This window comes from Pedobacter sp. AW31-3R (assembly GCF_052180285.1).
Taxonomy (GTDB): domain Bacteria; phylum Bacteroidota; class Bacteroidia; order Sphingobacteriales; family Sphingobacteriaceae; genus Pedobacter.
The window spans coordinates 1,639,666-1,656,445 of record NZ_CP197475.1; the positions used below are offsets into that span (position 1 = coordinate 1,639,666).

Genomic DNA, 16,780 nt, shown 5'->3' on the forward strand with positions numbered 1-16,780 from the left:
AACAATGAGCATTATTTTGTTGATGTTTAGCGATTTGTCAATAGAGATATGGCGAATTTTAATTGAGAAAGGCGATTTTTTAGTGCAAATTATATGTAAATATCTGGTTACACAAATGGATATTGCCCTGGTCAGCCCTGATGCTACAGGCTTGCATTTTGAGCTAACCAGGGTACAATTGGACGTCAAAGGTTTGTTTAAACAGGGATATAGATCCCTCTTACTTCGTTCAGTTTCATGGTCATCTGTTGTGCATCATGTTGGATCCAAATTTCATAGTCTTCAATGGCTTTTAATCTCAACTCATCAGAAATATATCCTTCTTCTACCATTTGTGTCGATTGCGCTACTTTTGACCAGATACCTATCCTTGACAGGAAATTATCTTCTCCTCTCTTATACGTCTCATCGGCATTCAATACTTCCACTCCAGCAAAACCTGCTGATGTAAAATAATCCTGCAGATCATCAGCGATATGGTTATTCATCCCGGCATCACTTCGCCATTTCAAAAAGGTCTGATAAAACGACCGCATGCTTTCTGGTGGAGAGGGGAGCCATGCCAGGTTTTCATGATTATAATCCAGAATAGAAATCCTTCCCCCTGGTTTCAGCAGGTTTTTCATTTTCTTTAAAGCTTCCAATGGATTATTTAACCACTGTAAGGTACGGGCAGAGACAATGAGATCGAATTTCTCTGTATCATTGAAATCGAAAAGGTCTTTATGGAGAAGGAGAAGGTTGGTGGTCTCTTTATAGCTTTCGGCTCCGCTGACAATGAACTTTTCTGTATTGTCAATGCCAGTCACCGAACCTTCCGGGCCTACTAACTTCGCGATGTCGCTCGATATGGCACCGGTTCCACATCCAACGTCCAGTACACGGAGTCCCTTTTTTAACAAGGGAAGCAAGGTTGAGTAGTCCGTAGCGAGGCTCCGGTTGTCAAAAATCTTATGGGTGGTCTGATGATCACGATGAATCGTCTTGTTCATGTCATTCTTGTTTCTAATGTTCTGCTGGTAAGTTAATTAAAAAAGTATAGATTATGGGTGACTGCACAGTTCGGTTTTTATAGAACTCCGGGAAGATCATCACCTGGTTCTGTGAAGGCTATCTGTGGTTCATAGATGGGCCCTGATCTCTTTTTTCCTGTCATCGCTCCGGGAGTACCGGTAAACTGAACAGGGAGGGGACGGACAGCTTCAACTTATTAAACAGGTATCCTGTTGAGAATTAGAGAATACTAAATTTTAAAGTGATCTTCATCAGTTAATTAAGCAATAACCGTGTTTTCTGGTATATACAGGCCAATAATTTAATTTATTTTTGGCAGATGGATTTTCAAATTGTTGCCCGTTTATGGTGAATAGTGCTAAAATACTCGAGGTTCTTAAAGGTTCGCCAAGCGTTGATTTACTGAAACTCAGGAATAGGGAGATTGTAATTGAATTTCTCCTCCAGACTTTTATCAATGGAGATACGGTGGTCTCCTCTGATCAGGTCCACAGCCGGCTTTCAGATTTTCTGGATCTCAGGCAGATTGAGGGTGATGAGGACAATGAGATCGAGATTTTTGATACGTATGAGGTCAAGGCAAAAAAATACATAAGAAAATGGGCAGATAGTGGTTTTCTCACGAATTATCAGGATGATAAAGGTGAGGTTTTCTATGAAATGTCGTCACATTCCGGTAAAACGATCGACTGGCTGATGAGTCTCCAGAAAAAGGAATTTGTTGGCACCGAGTCGAGGTTTAAGGATATTTTCAGTCAGCTGAGGAACCTGGTGGAATTTACGGATGAAGACCAGGAGAAAAGGATAGCCTTACTGGAAAGTAAAAAGCTGGAGATCGAACAGGAGATTCAGCAGTTGAAAGATGCAGAAGGTGCGAAGGTATACCAGGATTTTGAGATCATTCCCCGATTTAACCAGCTTACGCAGACGGCAAAAGAATTGTTATCTGATTTCAAAGAAGTAGAATTCAATTTCAGGGAAATTACGCGGCAGATTTATCTCAAACACGCTGAAGGAAGCCTAACCAAAGATCATATCCTGGAATTCACCTTTGATGCACTGGACCAGCTGAAAGAGAGTCAGCAGGGAAAAAGCTTTTATGCCTTTTGGTCTTTCCTGTTGAATCCTGAATTGCAGGAGGAATGGACATCCCTGAGTAAGGAATTGTTCCAGACCATGGAAGCAAGGAAAATCAGGGTGGGCGATTTCTTCCTGAAGGATATGAAAAAATACCTGCATGCTTCAGGCCAGAAAGTATACAAGGCCAATGATAAAATGGCGGAAAAGCTTGGCCGGATTATCAGGGAAAGTGAAGCTACCGGAGCTATGGTCACGAAAAACCTGATTCAGGAAATCAAGATGCTCCTTATTGAAGCCGGAAAACAGCAACAACGACCTGATATCGGTTTTATGCTGGAGATGGAACCGGATATTCATGTGCCCTTTGAGCGCCGCCTCACGTTCGAACAAACGGAAGAGGTGACGTATGAACACCGTCCGCAGATGGCCGATAAAGACATTTTAAATGCATCAAATATTGGTAAGCTGTTTTCTCAGAAAAAAATAGACAGGGAAGCGATCAGATCCAATATCCGTACTGTACTCTCTGAAAAAACGCAGGTTACCCTGTCGGAAATCATTGAGATGAACGGGGGCCTCGAAGATGGCCTGCCGGAATTATTCGGGTATCTCTCAGTAAGCCGCGATTTTAAACATACGGTAAACGCCGACAATGCGCAACGCATATTTTTTGACCGGGAACAGCGGAAGTCTATCAGTGTTCCCGAAGTAATATTAACTAAATGAGCAGTTTCGAAAATAATTTAAAGCCATATTCCAGGGCTATAGTCAAGCTAATGAAAAATGGTACCGTCTACAGCAGTTCTTCCGTATGGGAAGATATCCTGTACTACCAGAATGATATACAGGATTATATTAACGTTATGGGTCTCGAACTCATCCTGCGCAAAGATGAAGGCCGCGCATTCCTGACACAATTTGAAGACAGTGAAGGAAATACCCTGGGACTGATCAGCAAAAGGCAGATGGGCTTTGAAACATCTATTGTGCTGGTGGTACTGCGTCAGGTACTGGAAGAATTCGACCATAATCCAACACAGGTACAGTCGGTCGAAAAGTTTATCCTCCATAGCGGAATCAAAGACGAGCTGGAACTTTTCCTTCCGGAAAAGTATAACCGGGTGAAGCTGCTCAAAGAACTTGACAGCTACATCTATAAGATTGTAGACATGGGATATTTAAAGGTGGTCAATGCCGATCCTGATCCGCTGTATCAGATACAGCGTGTCATTAAAGATAAAGTAACACTTGATATTCTGAAAGAATTCAAAATAAACCTGGAGGAGTATGTATAGTCTGTTTAGCACAAGTTCAGATAAGGCAGGTTTCAGGCTCCAGTATATGGAACTCTATAATTGGGGAACATTTGACGGCCAGATTTTCCGGATCTCCCCGCAGGGAAACAATTCATTGCTTACCGGTGCCAATGCATCCGGAAAGAGTACCTTCATCGATGCCTTACTCACGCTCATGGTTCCTATAAAAAACGACAGGTTTTACAATCAGTCGTCTGGGGTAGAGAAAAAAGGCGACCGTACCGAAGAGAGTTATGTCTATGGTAACTATGGTAACATTCAGAAAGAGGGGGAGCTCGGAACCACCACACAGACCCTGAGAGACCATACCACCTATTCCGTATTGCTTGCTTCCTTTGCCAATACCGATGGACAGGTGGTTACCCTATTCCAGGTCCGCTGGTTTAGCAATGGAGAACTCAAAAGGTCTTTTGGTATAGGCCGCATTCCGCTGGAGATAGAAAAAGACTTTGTGCCGTTTGATGGAAAAGGAAACTGGAGGCGAAAGCTGGAACGCCTGTACAACTATGGCTATTCCAAAAAGAGGGTTGAATTTCTGGACGGCCCGGTAAAATATGCCGAACGGATGTCAGATTTGCTGGGTATGCGCTCAGCAAAGGCCTTAAGCCTTTTCAATCAGGTGGTAGGTGTGAAAGTCCTGGAAGACCTGGACGAATTTATCCGTGCAAACATGCTGGAACAACTGGATGGGGAACAGGAATTCCTGCAGCTCAAAGACAGCTTTGTAACGCTGATGGATGCAAAAGTTAATATTGAGAAAGCCAAAGAGCAGATTGCCCAGTTGATTCCCATTCGTGATGCGGCACTGGAACTGGAGGAAATCGGCAAAAAGTTAACGGCACTGCTGAACAATAAGGAACTTGGTGTCTATTGGTTTGCGGCGAAAGGAATTATCCTTACTCAAACGGAACTGGAGAATTATAAAACAAGGATGGGTGCCCTATTGGATCATCTGGAGAAACTGAGGGAAAAGAACGATGGGCTGAAAAAGGAGGAAAGAGACCTTTCCATTTCCATTGCCAGGGATGAAGTGGAGCAGCAGATAGAAAAAATTGCGGAAGAAATACGCAGGGCAGAAAAAAACAGGAATCAGCGTAAATACAAGCTTGACAGTTATAATATCATCGCGGCTGAACTGGAATTACCTCTGAATCCTGATGAAACAGTTTTCCTGGAGTCCAGGGAAATTGCCCGTCATAAAAGGACAGACTGTGACCTGAGCAGACAGGCGGAGGATGAACTGATGCGGCTGGCAAAAAATGAGGAGGAGAAAACTGCCGGAGAAATTGAAAGCCTGGTTTCTACGATCCAGTCCCTCCAAAAAAACAGGAACAATATCTCCGGGCGTGAGGCCGATATCAGGGATGAAATTCTTGCCCATATTGGTGCCACCAAAGATGAGGTACCCTTTATCGGTGAGCTGATTCGGGTAGCTGAAGAAGAATCTATTTGGGAGCCTGCCATAGAAAAGGTACTGCATAACTTTGCCCTGCGCATGGTGGTGCCGGAGAAATATTATAAGGAAGTCAACGCCTATGTGAACAATACCAATCTGAGGGGACGTATCACCTATCAGCGTTACCAGGGATATACTTCTGCCGGCAGCCTCAAACGCCGGTCATATGGGGAAAACCTGCTGGTCAATAAGCTTGATTTCAAAAATGACAGCTCCTATGCAGAATGGCTGGAGGACCTGATTGCAGGACAGTTTGATTATAACTGTGCAGAAAATCTGGAGGAATTTAACCGCTTCACGGAAAAAACAATTACCATTGAAGGATTGATCAAGGCGGTAAAAGGAAAGCATGAAAAGGATGACCGTCCGCATGTCTCCAGGAAAGAGAATTTTATTCTTGGCTGGGACAACAAAGAGAAAATGAACCTGTTAAAAAAAGAGCTTGAGCTGTTGCAGGATAAACAATCGGCCAGTAAACAGCAGGTCAAAGCCATTGAAAAGGTTATTCAGCAAATTGAAGTATCGAAGGACAAGGCGGCGGCTTTTCTTTCAGGGTACCTCAGCTTTGAAGAGATCAACTGGAGCATTTTTATAGATGAAATTCAGCAGAAGCAGGACCAGAAGCAAAAACTGGAAAAGGCCAATGACAAAAACCGGGAATTAAAAGACCAGCTGAACCTGGTCAAGGCAGACCTCGACAAAACAGAACTGGAAAAAGATGGTAAGAACCGCGAAAAATATGGATTGGAAGGAATGATTTCCAGTCTGCAAAAGGAATTGGTAGCTTATCAGCAGACGGTAGAACTTATTGGGAATGAACCTGAAGGGGTGATTGCCTTTGAAGAGGAGCAGCCCGATCTGCAAAATCTGAAATACAGTGCCTTTAAGAATACATGGAATACTTTCACTGAAGCCAACCGTACGGAGACACTGAAGTTAGAACGTGAAAAAATGGTGAAGGAGAGTGCGGTAAGGATTAAAATTAATGCATTTAAACATCCGCTGGAAGATGTGGTGTTAAGGTTCAGGGACTGGCGTTCCGATGTGAATAGTCTGCCTGAGTCTACCAACCTTGAATTTATCACGGAATACAATAAATACCTGCAACGTCTCCAGCAGGATAACCTGCCGAAATACGAGAAGAAATTTGATGAGTACCTTCAGGAAACGATTACCAATAAAATTGGTGATTTCAGGATGTTCTTTGAAAACTGGTCGGATGCCATCAGGGAAAACATCAGGGTGTTGAATGACGCATTGATAGAACTTGACTTCAAGAGTACACCTAAGACGTATATTCAGCTGGTATTTCCTGACAGGATCAGTGATGATGTGAAAGAATTTAAGCGTTTGCTGAGCAATGCCATTCCCAACATCAAGGAAATGGACAACTTTGATGAAGGGAAACGACAACATTTTGAACAGCATATAGAACCATTAATTCATAAGCTGGAGAAAGAAGAATGGCGCAAAAAGGTGATGGATGTACGTGGATGGTTCAGCTATAAGGCGGAAGAGTTCTATAAAGAAACCGGGCAGAAATTCAAGACCTATGAAAATATGGGCCAGCTTTCCGGTGGAGAGAAGGCACAGCTCACGTATACCATCCTTGGATCGGCTATTGCGTATCAGTTTGGATTGACCAAAGAAGGCCTTCAGACCAATTCATTCCGTTTTATTGCCATTGATGAGGCTTTTAAAGCGCAGGATGAGGATAAGGCACGTTACCTGATTACGCTTTGTAAACAGCTGCACCTACAGTTATTGGTGGTTACGCCGAGCGATAATATCCATATTGTAGAAAACGATATTTCTTTCATCCATTTTGCCGAACGCAAGAACGAACGTAATTCATGGCTGTATGATATGCCTATAGAACAGTTTAAAGCGGAAAGGGAGCAATTGGCTGAGATGCTGTAACTTTCTGATGCTTTCGAACTATCTATCATGTGGTATTGTTTCCGATGAACAGGAATGCCAGTAAGGTTGGTCGGGCTGTTCAATAGGATATAAAAATTGCCTTCCAAAAAATGATGGAAGGCAATTTTTACGAAATGTTTAACTATATTGAACGCTCTGATATTCTAAAGCTCTTTACGTTACATTAAATGTTTAATTATAATAATAAATCCTTCCGTCCGGTAAGCAATAGTGAAAATGGGGAAACCTCAGCAGATACGGTTTTCCATTATCAGCAGACGGGTAATATTTTAACTTCTGAATATGCCGGCGGGCAGATAAAAGTTGGCCACCTGATAGGTCTTGTGGACAAAAATGGGGTAATTGATATGCGTTATCACCAGGTGAACGAAAACAATGAGATCATGACCGGGATTTGCAGATCTGTTCCAGAGCTACTGCCGAATGGTAAGATCAGGCTTCATGAAACCTGGCAATGGACATCAGGTGATTATTCTAAGGGACACTCCGTTATTGAGGAAGAATAGGTTTTAGCATCAAACATTCATCATCTGATGATACCTGATGAATAACCATAGATACCAATTTAATATCTTTCTTTAGTGTGAAACCTTTACAGTGATTATTCCGTATATAAATGCTTTGCAAAATACGCATTGTTCAACAGGCAATTAGAAGGAATAATTTTGACACACAATTATAATGACCTTTCAGATGATGAACTGCTGCTCCTGCACAGGAAAGGTGACCGTAAAGCATTTACAACCATCCACAATCATTACTGGCCTGACTTGCTGGTTCATGCCAATAAAATGCTCAGGGATGAGGACCTGGCCAAAGGTGTTGTTCAAGACCTGCTCACCCATTTATTCCAGCATATTGAAAATATACATATCAATAAATCTTTAGCCGCTTATCTCCATGTATCCATCACTCACCGGGTACTGAATCTGATTAAAAGAAGAAAGGTGCTTAAAATAGACTACCTGGAATCTATTGCAGGTTATGAGATTACAGATACACATGAGACCGATGAAAACCTGATCCTTAAAGAACTCATTCAGGTGATCGACCAGGAAATTGAAAGAATGCCTGCGGAAATGAAGCGGGTTTTCAAGCTCAGCTATAAAGAAAACAAGACCAATCAGGAAATTGCTGAGGAACTGAACATTGCATCATCAACAGTGAGTACGCACATATCAAGAGCGATCAGGAAGCTCAAAAATAATCCGGATATCAATCATCATTTTAACCTGATGTTATTGGTTACCCTCCAGGTAATGGATAAACCTGAGCTCCTGAGTCACCCGATAAAAAATATTTTGAACTGATGTAGTTCTGGGCTTTGCGAAAGTTGTCATAAGATTATAAACCCCATTGTTTATAATAAACCAAATACGATGACTAAAAATGAAGTTATTGCCTTGCTGCAAAGGTATGAAGATCAGTTGTGTACGCCAGAAGAACGGGTGTTTTTACAGAATTGGTATCTTGACCAGTCGAAAAAGAATGCCTCTTTAACTTTGTCTGAAAATTTCCTGATTGACAAAGAAGCCAGTCTACGGCTGATTCTATACCCCAGGGCAAGGCATCGGATATCTACTTTGAAAAGGAGTGTCTACCTCTATAAAAAATACAGCCGTATAGTGAACACTGCATTATTTATTATCTGTTTGTCGGTTTCCTTTCTATTGTACCGTTCCATGGGAGGCGATGGAAGGGCTGTTGTACCCGGTGGTTACAGGGCCATGTTAACTTTGCCGGAAGGGGGAACGATCAATTTGGTGGATGCTGGAAATGGGGTAATTGCTACGGATGGGGCAATGAAAATCCGTAAAGTCAACAATGAACTGCTCTTTGAAATCATAGACAGTCAAAAAATCTATAGGGAGAGGGGACAAGGTGAGTATAAAATTGAAACACCCAATGGAGGTCAGTATGCTGTGGTATTGCCAGACCATTCCAAAGTTTGGCTGAATGCGGGTTCTACGATCAGTTTTCCGGTGGATTTTACTGCTGCTGACCGTAGGCTGCAGTTGAATGGAGAAGCTTATTTTGAAGTTTTTAAAGATAAGTTGCATGCTTTCCGGGTGCGTACAAAAATGCAGAATGTCGAAGTTTTGGGCACACACTTTAATATCAGCAGCTATGCCGATGAGGCCGTGACAAAAACTACCCTTCTTCAGGGAACTGTACAAGTTGTTCCGTTAACCAGTGCCTCTGGTCATGCCCCTACTGAAAATCTCAGGGTACTGGCTCCCAATGAGGAAGCTGTATTGACTCCGAATGCTTTTTATGTCAAAAAAGTAGACCCTGCGGATGCCATTGCATGGAAAGATGGATTGTTCACTTTTACTGATCAGCCCTTAGAAGAGGTGATGGCAGAAATAGGCCGCTGGTATGATGTGAACATCTCTTATGGGGATGGCCAATTGAAAGAGGAGAAATTCACCGCGTCATTTTCGAAATACACTTCCATGACTACCGTACTTAAAATATTGGAAAGTACCGGCGCCGTATATGGGGAAAACGGCGATGTGCCGGTGAAAAAGGAGGATATACATTTTAGGATGGAAGGGAGGGAGCTGAAAGTCTACAGATGAAACGCGGGTGAAGCAGATGTTCCGCAGGAACCGGAAAATACAAAGCCCCGACAGACATCAGGGCTTTGAAATACCTGGTTGTTGCTATTCTTATTGCGACTAACAATAAAATAAAATCAACCCAAATACACTTAAGATGTATAAAAATCATACCACTTTTATAAAGTTTACCCGATACTTTGTTTCCGGAGTTACCTGTAAGATTAAATTTGTCTCTATCCTGCTGCTGGGGATATTTATGCAGATCAGTTTCAGCGCTTCTGCACAACGAATTACGCTGAAGAAGAAAAACATCTCTTTGTTGCAGGTGATGAAGGAGATCCAGAAACAGACCGGTTATTCTTATTCCTGGCGTTCCGACTTAGTGAAAAAATCACTCATTGTGAATACAAATTTCAATAACACACCGCTGTTAACGGTATTGGATCAATGTCTGCGGGATAATTCCCTGGATTATAAGTTCGTTGACCAGGCCATTATTGTAAGGTCCTCCCTGAAACCTATGAAAAATTCTGCTGCCGGAGGAAAAAGGACAGCAGCATCCCTGAAACTGGTTTTAAGAGATCATAATGCCAACATTATTACTGGGCGGATTATCGATGAAAAGGGACTGCCTTTAAGCGATGTGCTCATTAGGCTTAAAGGGACGACGAATGTCGTATCCAGTGATACCGCAGGAAAATTTTATCTTTCTGTTCCTCTTACAGGTAAATATGTACTGCTGATTTCCTATTTGGGCTATTCGGGTATTGAAGTTTCTCTGAAAAATGACCAGTTTACTGAAATTTCAATGCTTCCGGTTTCGGCAAGCCTGCAAACAGTTACCGTGTATGCTACAGGTTATCAAAATATACCTAAGGAAAGGGCAACCGGTGCCTTCACTCACCTGGATAGCAAGGAAATCAACAGATCAACAAATGTGAATATTCTTGAACGACTGGAAGGGATCACCAGCAGTCTGCTGATTAACCGTAACCTGCAGAACGGTGCCAATAATGCTGCGCTTTCTATCCGTGGACGCAGCACAATTTTTGGAAATGCAGAACCCCTGATTATTGTTGATGGTATCCCTTACTCCGGAAGTATCAATCAGATCAATCCCGCAGATATTCAATCAATAGATTTATTAAAAGATGCAGCCGCCGCATCAATATGGGGAACGAGGTCGGGAAATGGCGTTCTGGTCATTACCACAAAGAAAGGGACTAAAAACCAGCGATTGAATATCGGAGTGGTTTCTACACTTACCACATCCGGCAAGCCCGACCTCTATTACCTTCCCACCATGAGCCCTGCTGACTATATTGACCTGGAGCAGTACCTGTTTTCTAAAGGATATTATAACAGTAGCCTGAATACGGATTATATGGCCGTGACACCAGCTGTTGAACTCATGGCCAAACGACAAAATAATGAGCTTACACAAACCGAATTTGATAAACGTATCCAGGAACTGAAATCACATGATGTCCGCTCCGATTTATTGCGCTATGCCTATAGAAATAGCGTATACCAACAGTACCAGTTAAATTTAAATGGAGGAGGCGTAAATAATACCTATTACCTGTCGGGTGGATTTGATAAAAATCTGGAGAACGATGTCACCAATAGTTTTGACAGGCTTACCTTAAATGCCAGCAATACCATTTCGTTGTTGAAAGAAAAATTGGATATTTCTACCGATGTCAATTTTTCCTCCAGCCACACCAACAGCATTTATCGCTCATACACACCGCTGACTCCTTATGACCGGTTAGCAGATGATTATGGAAATTCATTGCCGGTGGCCAATACACTACGGCTATCTTATGTGGATACTGCCGGAAAGGGAAAACTATTGGATTGGTATTACCGTCCAAAGGATGAAATGAAACCCGATAATTTCAGCAGTCTCATTCAATACAGGGTTCAGCTTGGACTCCGGTATAAACTGCTGGAAAGTTTGAGTTTGTCTGCTCATTATCAATACCTGAAGGAAACAAATGATATTTTGCGCTATGCTGATGCGGAGAGTTATTATACAAGAAACCTGATCAATACATTTAGTTCCATAACTGACGGAGTGGTCACGAAGGTGATACCGCAGGGTGATATCATGGAGGAGAATCTGTCCGATCTGAATGTCAAGACCTTACGTGTGCAGTTGAATTTTAATAAGATATTCTGGAAAGATCACGAGTTGAATGCACTTGCAGGGTATGAAGGGAGTGACAGCAGAAATGAGGTAAATAACCAGATTTTTTATGGATACCATAAGGAAACCCTTCAAAACCAGAATAACAGTATCAATCCCATGAAGTCTTATTCTTATTATTATTCTCCCTTTTCATCGGTATTTATTTCTACAGCTCCTGTTCTCCGGGAGAACATCAATATCACCCAATCTTTTTACGGGAATTTTTCCTATATGTACCGCAATAAGTATCTCCTGTCCGGAAGTGTCAGAAAGGATGAATCCAATATATTTGGCATCAAAGCAAAAAGAGGGGTGCCACTATATTCTGCGGGGGTATCCTGGATTGTTAACCGTGAAAAGTCTTATCCATTCGATTGGCTTCCCTCTTTAAAACTGAGGCTGACGTATGGACACAATGGGAATGTCGACAAGACCGTATCAGGTTACCTCACCATTCAGAATTATAGTGTGAAAAACCCTTTTGGGAGTTTGTATGCGATCATCATTAATCCGCCGAATCCATCGCTGAGATGGGAGAGGGTCAAAACATGGAATGCAGGCCTGGATTATCAGTTCAGGAACAACAGGATTTCCGGCAACATAGATTTTTATCGGAAGAATGCGGTGGATCTTATTGGTAATTTGCCTGTTGCCATGCAATCAGGCGTTGCTGAATTCAGGGGAAATGGAGCCAGTGTATGCACCAAAGGAGTTGATGTAGTCGTCAATACCAGGAACCTTGTCAGGGCTTTTCAGTGGACCACTTCATTTCTGTTCAATTACAATACGGATAAGGTGACTACCTATGATATTAAACAGACGGCAAATCTGGATATTGTTCAGAGTAATTATAGAAATCCCTTAGTTGGCTATCCCTATTATGCTGTTTTCAGTTTTCCTTCAGCAGGTTTAGATGCAAACGGAGAACCACAGGGATATTTAGATCATCAGGTAAGTAAAAATTATACTTCAATCCTGATGTCACTGGATCCTGCAGAGCTGAAATACCATGGTTCGGCAACACCCAAATATTTCGGGAGTTTGATCAATACGTTCAGCTATAAGAATATAGAACTCTCTGTTAACTTAAGTTATAAACTGGCCTATTTTTTTAAGCGGTACCAGGTATTCTCGGGGAGCACCTATGACTATCAATATTTAAATTATGATAAACGGTGGCAGCATCCCGGTGATGAAAATCACACGAAGATTCCTGTCCTGACTTATCCGGGAGATCTGAGTTATGGCTTTTTTGAAAATTCAGAAGATGTCATAGAAAAAGGCGATCACCTTCGTCTCCAGGATATCAGGCTCTCTTATCTATTCCCCTTTAAGGCTGGTCTGAAATCGCATTTTAAAAGTGCAAACGTTTTCCTGTATGCCAAAAACCTGGGCGTCCTCTGGTGTCAGAATAAATGGAATATAGACCCGGATTATGGAACATCCGGTATCCCGCAACCATTCAGCTGTTCATTGGGACTTAATTTTATGCTGTAGTTACTGATCGTGTATTATATTAATAATTATTTAGAAATGAAAAGGATTATTTCATTACTCATTATAAGTGTCATTTTTTCCTGTGGAAAAAAATTAGACTTGAAGCCAGACAGCGATATTGTTCAACCTGCGACGGTAAAGGACTTTGAAAACCTGCTGGACAATACGGAGGTCATGAACAGTACACCCGGATTGGCGCAGATATCTGCAGATGAATATTTTATTCCTGATCTCCAATCATGGCAGGCGATCAGTTCCGTGACACAGCGGAACGCCTACCTGTGGTTAAAGGACCTGTATGGTGCAGAAACCAAAATCAAGGATTGGTCTGCTCCCTACACCACCGTGTTTTATAGCAATAGTGTGATTGATCTGCTGGCTAAAAAAGATATCAGCAATGACCTCGAGATGCAACACATTCAGGGCCGGGCATTATTTTCCAGGGCTTATGCTTTCTACGCCCTGGTCAGCATCTTCTCTAAGGCCTATGATGCGGCAACGGCCGCAACTGATTTAGGTGTGCCCTTAAAATTAAGCTCAGCGATTGATGAAACGCAGCCACGCAGCTCTGTACAGGCAACTTACGACCAGATTATTAGGGATGCTTTAGCTGCCGGGGAGCTGCTGGAACAAAATTTTAATCCGGAAAAGAAGAACAGGCCTTCGCAGGTCGCTGCTTTTGCTTTCCTTGCCCGGGTCTACCTGAGCATGAGAAAATATGATTTGGCAGAATGGTATGCTGACAAGGCGATGAATTTATACGCTGTTCTGGTGGATTTCAATACCCTTCCAATCACTAACCGTTCTTCTTTTACCGTAAATAGCGTGGAAACCATTTATTACTCTCAACAAATTATGGCCTACAGTTCCACCACTGTGGGTTCAGCTCCCTTATATGGTATTGATCCATTGCTCATCAATTTATACGAACCTAAAGATTTGCGGCTGAAGATTTATTTTAAACTTAGTCCGGTTGGTCATGCGATTATTAAAGGAATAAACTCTATCGGATATCCGTTTACCGGATTGGCGACAGATGAGCTCTATCTCATTAAAGCGGAATGTCTGGCCAGGAGACAGCAGAAAGATGATGCCCTGTTATTTTTGAATACACTGGTTAAAACCAGGTATGTATCTGGTGGGTTCAAGGCAATTACTGCTGCAAATTCCAGCATGGCACTTGATAAAATTTTAACTGAACGCCGGAAAGCATTGATATGGAGATCTTTGAGATGGACTGATCTGAAACGTCTGAACCTGGAAGGAAGGGACATCACCCTACGCAGGAATGTTGAGGGACAGATGTATTCTTTAGCACCCAATAGTCCGTTATATGTAATGCCTATTCCATTGGATGAAATTCTGCTCAGCAAAATCCAGCAGAATATCCGTTAATGGTTATCATGAATCCTCCTGGAGGATTTGACCGGGTTAGAGGTGTAGGGATTAGGGTTCAGCTGAGTCATAAACTGACAATTTTAGACAGAGAAGGGTGACCTGCATCAATCAAAAGGCTGTATCAGATGACACAGCCTTTTGATTTTTTCGGCGATTGGATGATGTGGTGGATATTAAATGACCACCAGATGCCGGGTCATTCTTACCCTTCAATCCTTACAAAGATTCATAGAATCCTCTTTCTGATTCAATAACTGCACCTGCCGGCCTGTTGTTATAAAAAAACTGCTCGTCGCCGGGACTTGAATTCGGATAATATAAAGTGCAGGCATGGACAGCTGTTGAAGTCATACATAAACCCAGTTCGGGATTGCTGATGTATCTCCCGTTTGGTTGCTGAAAGTAGACCTTTACTAATTTATTGAGATTTTTTGGTTCAGTGGCGGTAAAAGCACTTAAAGCGATAGCGACCAGTGCGATGCACATACTTGAAATAATTTTTTTCATTATTGTTTAGTGTTGAGGTGAATAACATTTTTATGAAAGATATACGGGCGGCGTATACCTACAATTCATAAGTACCCTTTGCAAGAGACTCCAGACGGAGGGTGGTAGGTCTGTTGCTGTAGAAAAAATTCCATAAACCCGGATCGAAAATATAGGTAATTGTGCAGGGATAAATGGATTCTGCCGTACAGATCTGGTCCGTAGGATAGTTCACATCGTAAAATCCGATGTGAGTCTGATAATAGGTAGTCACAAGAAATGGTCTACGGCCAAAATACTCTCCATGATTCAAAACGCTCGAGCCCATACCTACAGTAGTGGCGAGCAAGCCAAAAATTAAACTTTTCATATTATATTATTTAGGTTGTTAGTAATTCTTTTTTAGAAAGGATTCCTCCTTTTATGGCTTTTTAGGACTTAAAAAAATTCCGGTAGCGGATAATCCTGTAAGAACAAGGTTTAGAAGGAGATGCTGTTTCCAGGTAAGAATGGTCAGTACCCCACCGCAATTGCAGGTATGTGTGGTCTCAAAATAGATCATGTAGACCAGGTAGCAGGTAAATAGCAGCATAAGTACAAAAGAACCGATGAGTGCAATTCTATTGGTTCTTGGAATAATCAGCAAAATGCTTAGTAGTATTTCTGTTGAAGGGATAAAATAAGCCACCCATGTGGAGAAACTTCCTATCAGAACAGATTTGCTTAAAATTAAGCTGAAGGTGTGGAAGGTTATTATTTTGCTGACTGCAGTATATACAAATAAGAGTATAAATACGTTAGTCACAAATACCAATAAATTCCTCCTGGTTTTCCCAGATAACTTCGTTACTGGAATTTTTTTTAATACGGTTTCCATAGCTGTAAATTATAGAACTAATTTAAAAAGGATATTCCTCTTGGTTGTGTTGCTTTTGATCAAACAACAGTACCTTTTAAACAAGTTCAGGTGACATTGTAACACTCCATAATGGCCGAGGGGAAGAAGGTTGCTGATGGGGTTTAAGTGTACAAAGGTTTTCTTAAAGCATGGAAATGGTGGATAGCTGTTACGGAGCTACATTAGCTTTTTTTTGATCTGGAGATGGTTTGGCGACTGATGCCAAGGAAAGAGGCTATTTCCTGTTGCTGGAACTTTAAGCCTACTTTGGGAATGGCCTGCTTCAGTTTATAATAGCGGTCGGTTGAGGGCAGGGAGATCAGGTCCATGATCCTTTTTCGGCAAGAAATGAAATCATTGAACAATATGGCTTCTATAAGTGGCTTTAAACAGGGAAAAGAGGTAATGGATTCGTTTAATTTTTGTTTAGAGATAGAAATAACAAAGCTTTCCTGTGTAATTTCAATATAAAGGTTTGAGGGGCTGGCAAGGAAAAAACTTAAGGTATCAGTAATAAAGGTCTGTTCATCCCACAGATATAAGATATGCTGTTTATTGTCATCATCTTTAAAGTATCCTTTGGCAGCTCCCCAGTCCAGAAAATACACCTGGTCTGCGATATTTCCCGGAGTAAGTAACAGCTGGTTTTTTTCAAGATAGCTGAAACAGAGCTGCGCATCCATAAACTGTATAAATTCTTCACGTTTGTGGTTGTCGCGCAGCTCATTAGGGAAGTTCTTACAGTCCAAAAGGGCTTCGTATAATCGATGTTTGATCATGTGGTTTGAGCGATGGGTGTGTACGTTTAAAATAAACCGCAATAACAAAAATAATTATTATTGCGTATAAAACGCAGCATGGTAGGTGTTTATATCGGTGCCCTGATGTTTGTACGGGCATTTGGGCGTTCTCCGGAAAATAATGGGACAAATGTCC

Annotated in this window: 13 protein-coding genes; 8 read left to right on the forward strand and 5 right to left on the reverse strand. The window is 41.8% G+C overall.

Features of this window, described 5'->3' with window-relative positions:
- Nucleotides 1–197: 197 nt before the first annotated feature.
- The gene (locus ACSBL2_RS06775) at nt 198–992 is read right to left on the reverse strand and encodes a methyltransferase domain-containing protein (RefSeq protein ID WP_442590919.1); all 795 of its coding nucleotides are present in this window, start codon (nt 990–992) and stop codon (nt 198–200) included.
- Nucleotides 993–1,359: 367 nt separating this feature from the next.
- Here ACSBL2_RS06775 and ACSBL2_RS06780 point away from each other — a divergent pair, with 367 nt between their 5' ends.
- The 8 genes from ACSBL2_RS06780 to ACSBL2_RS06815 all read left to right on the forward strand — a co-directional run bounded on the left by ACSBL2_RS06780 (nt 1,360) and on the right by ACSBL2_RS06815 (nt 14,457).
- On the forward strand, nt 1,360–2,820 hold the full coding sequence (locus ACSBL2_RS06780) for a DUF3375 domain-containing protein (RefSeq protein WP_442590920.1): 1,461 nt from the start codon (nt 1,360–1,362) through the stop codon (nt 2,818–2,820).
- Nucleotides 2,817–3,389 carry a DUF4194 domain-containing protein gene (locus ACSBL2_RS06785; RefSeq protein ID WP_442590921.1) on the forward strand — a complete coding sequence of 191 codons (573 nt, stop codon included), beginning with the start codon at nt 2,817–2,819 and terminating at the stop codon, nt 3,387–3,389. The genes ACSBL2_RS06780 and ACSBL2_RS06785 overlap by 4 nt, the downstream gene beginning before the upstream one ends.
- Entirely contained in the window at nt 3,382–6,786 is a 3,405-nt protein-coding gene (locus ACSBL2_RS06790; RefSeq protein WP_442590922.1) for an ATP-binding protein, read from the forward strand. Before ACSBL2_RS06785 ends, ACSBL2_RS06790 begins: the two co-directional genes overlap by 8 nt.
- A gap of 188 nt (nt 6,787–6,974) precedes the next feature.
- The gene (locus ACSBL2_RS06795; RefSeq protein ID WP_442590923.1) at nt 6,975–7,313 is read left to right on the forward strand and encodes a n-acetylglutamate synthase; all 339 of its coding nucleotides are present in this window, start codon (nt 6,975–6,977) and stop codon (nt 7,311–7,313) included.
- Between the two features lie 159 nt (nt 7,314–7,472).
- A complete protein-coding gene (locus ACSBL2_RS06800; protein ID WP_442590924.1) occupies nt 7,473–8,117 on the forward strand; it encodes a sigma-70 family RNA polymerase sigma factor in 645 nt (214 codons plus the stop codon).
- A gap of 69 nt (nt 8,118–8,186) precedes the next feature.
- Entirely contained in the window at nt 8,187–9,389 is a 1,203-nt protein-coding gene (locus ACSBL2_RS06805) for a FecR family protein (RefSeq protein ID WP_442590925.1), read from the forward strand.
- A gap of 136 nt (nt 9,390–9,525) precedes the next feature.
- Entirely contained in the window at nt 9,526–13,062 is a 3,537-nt protein-coding gene (locus ACSBL2_RS06810; RefSeq protein ID WP_442590926.1) for a SusC/RagA family TonB-linked outer membrane protein, read from the forward strand.
- 36 nt (nt 13,063–13,098) lie between these two features.
- Nucleotides 13,099–14,457, forward strand: a complete 1,359-nt coding sequence (locus tag ACSBL2_RS06815) for a RagB/SusD family nutrient uptake outer membrane protein (RefSeq protein ID WP_442590927.1) — start codon at nt 13,099–13,101, stop codon at nt 14,455–14,457.
- 219 nt (nt 14,458–14,676) lie between these two features.
- Here ACSBL2_RS06815 and ACSBL2_RS06820 read toward each other — a convergent pair whose 3' ends face one another.
- The 4 genes from ACSBL2_RS06820 to ACSBL2_RS06835 form a co-directional block, all read right to left on the reverse strand.
- Nucleotides 14,677–14,967, reverse strand: coding sequence for a hypothetical protein (locus ACSBL2_RS06820; RefSeq protein WP_442590928.1), 291 nt, complete (start codon nt 14,965–14,967; stop codon nt 14,677–14,679).
- A gap of 58 nt (nt 14,968–15,025) precedes the next feature.
- Nucleotides 15,026–15,316, reverse strand: a complete 291-nt coding sequence (locus ACSBL2_RS06825; RefSeq protein ID WP_442590929.1) for a hypothetical protein — start codon at nt 15,314–15,316, stop codon at nt 15,026–15,028.
- Nucleotides 15,317–15,367: 51 nt separating this feature from the next.
- On the reverse strand, nt 15,368–15,823 hold the full coding sequence (locus ACSBL2_RS06830) for a MauE/DoxX family redox-associated membrane protein (protein WP_442590930.1): 456 nt from the start codon (nt 15,821–15,823) through the stop codon (nt 15,368–15,370).
- 203 nt (nt 15,824–16,026) lie between these two features.
- Nucleotides 16,027–16,623 carry a Crp/Fnr family transcriptional regulator gene (locus tag ACSBL2_RS06835; RefSeq protein WP_442590931.1) on the reverse strand — a complete coding sequence of 199 codons (597 nt, stop codon included), beginning with the start codon at nt 16,621–16,623 and terminating at the stop codon, nt 16,027–16,029.
- Between the last annotated feature and the right edge of the window lie 157 nt (nt 16,624–16,780).

Bases quoted from the DNA above. Each gene is read 5' to 3' on its own strand.
- ACSBL2_RS06830 (WP_442590930.1), bottom strand. From the start codon at position 15,823: ATGGAAACCGTATTAAAAAAAATTCCAGTAACGAAGTTATCTGGGAAA.
- ACSBL2_RS06810 (WP_442590926.1), top strand. From the start codon at position 9,526: ATGTATAAAAATCATACCACTTTTATAAAGTTTACCCGATACTTTGTT.
- ACSBL2_RS06790 (WP_442590922.1), top strand. From the start codon at position 3,382: ATGTATAGTCTGTTTAGCACAAGTTCAGATAAGGCAGGTTTCAGGCTC.
- ACSBL2_RS06805 (WP_442590925.1), top strand. From the start codon at position 8,187: ATGACTAAAAATGAAGTTATTGCCTTGCTGCAAAGGTATGAAGATCAG.
- ACSBL2_RS06820 (WP_442590928.1), bottom strand. From the start codon at position 14,967: ATGAAAAAAATTATTTCAAGTATGTGCATCGCACTGGTCGCTATCGCT.
- ACSBL2_RS06815 (WP_442590927.1), top strand. From the start codon at position 13,099: ATGAAAAGGATTATTTCATTACTCATTATAAGTGTCATTTTTTCCTGT.
- ACSBL2_RS06795 (WP_442590923.1), top strand. From the start codon at position 6,975: ATGTTTAATTATAATAATAAATCCTTCCGTCCGGTAAGCAATAGTGAA.
- ACSBL2_RS06835 (WP_442590931.1), bottom strand. From the start codon at position 16,623: ATGATCAAACATCGATTATACGAAGCCCTTTTGGACTGTAAGAACTTC.
- ACSBL2_RS06785 (WP_442590921.1), top strand. From the start codon at position 2,817: ATGAGCAGTTTCGAAAATAATTTAAAGCCATATTCCAGGGCTATAGTC.
- ACSBL2_RS06780 (WP_442590920.1), top strand. From the start codon at position 1,360: ATGGTGAATAGTGCTAAAATACTCGAGGTTCTTAAAGGTTCGCCAAGC.
- ACSBL2_RS06775 (WP_442590919.1), bottom strand. From the start codon at position 992: ATGAACAAGACGATTCATCGTGATCATCAGACCACCCATAAGATTTTT.
- ACSBL2_RS06825 (WP_442590929.1), bottom strand. From the start codon at position 15,316: ATGAAAAGTTTAATTTTTGGCTTGCTCGCCACTACTGTAGGTATGGGC.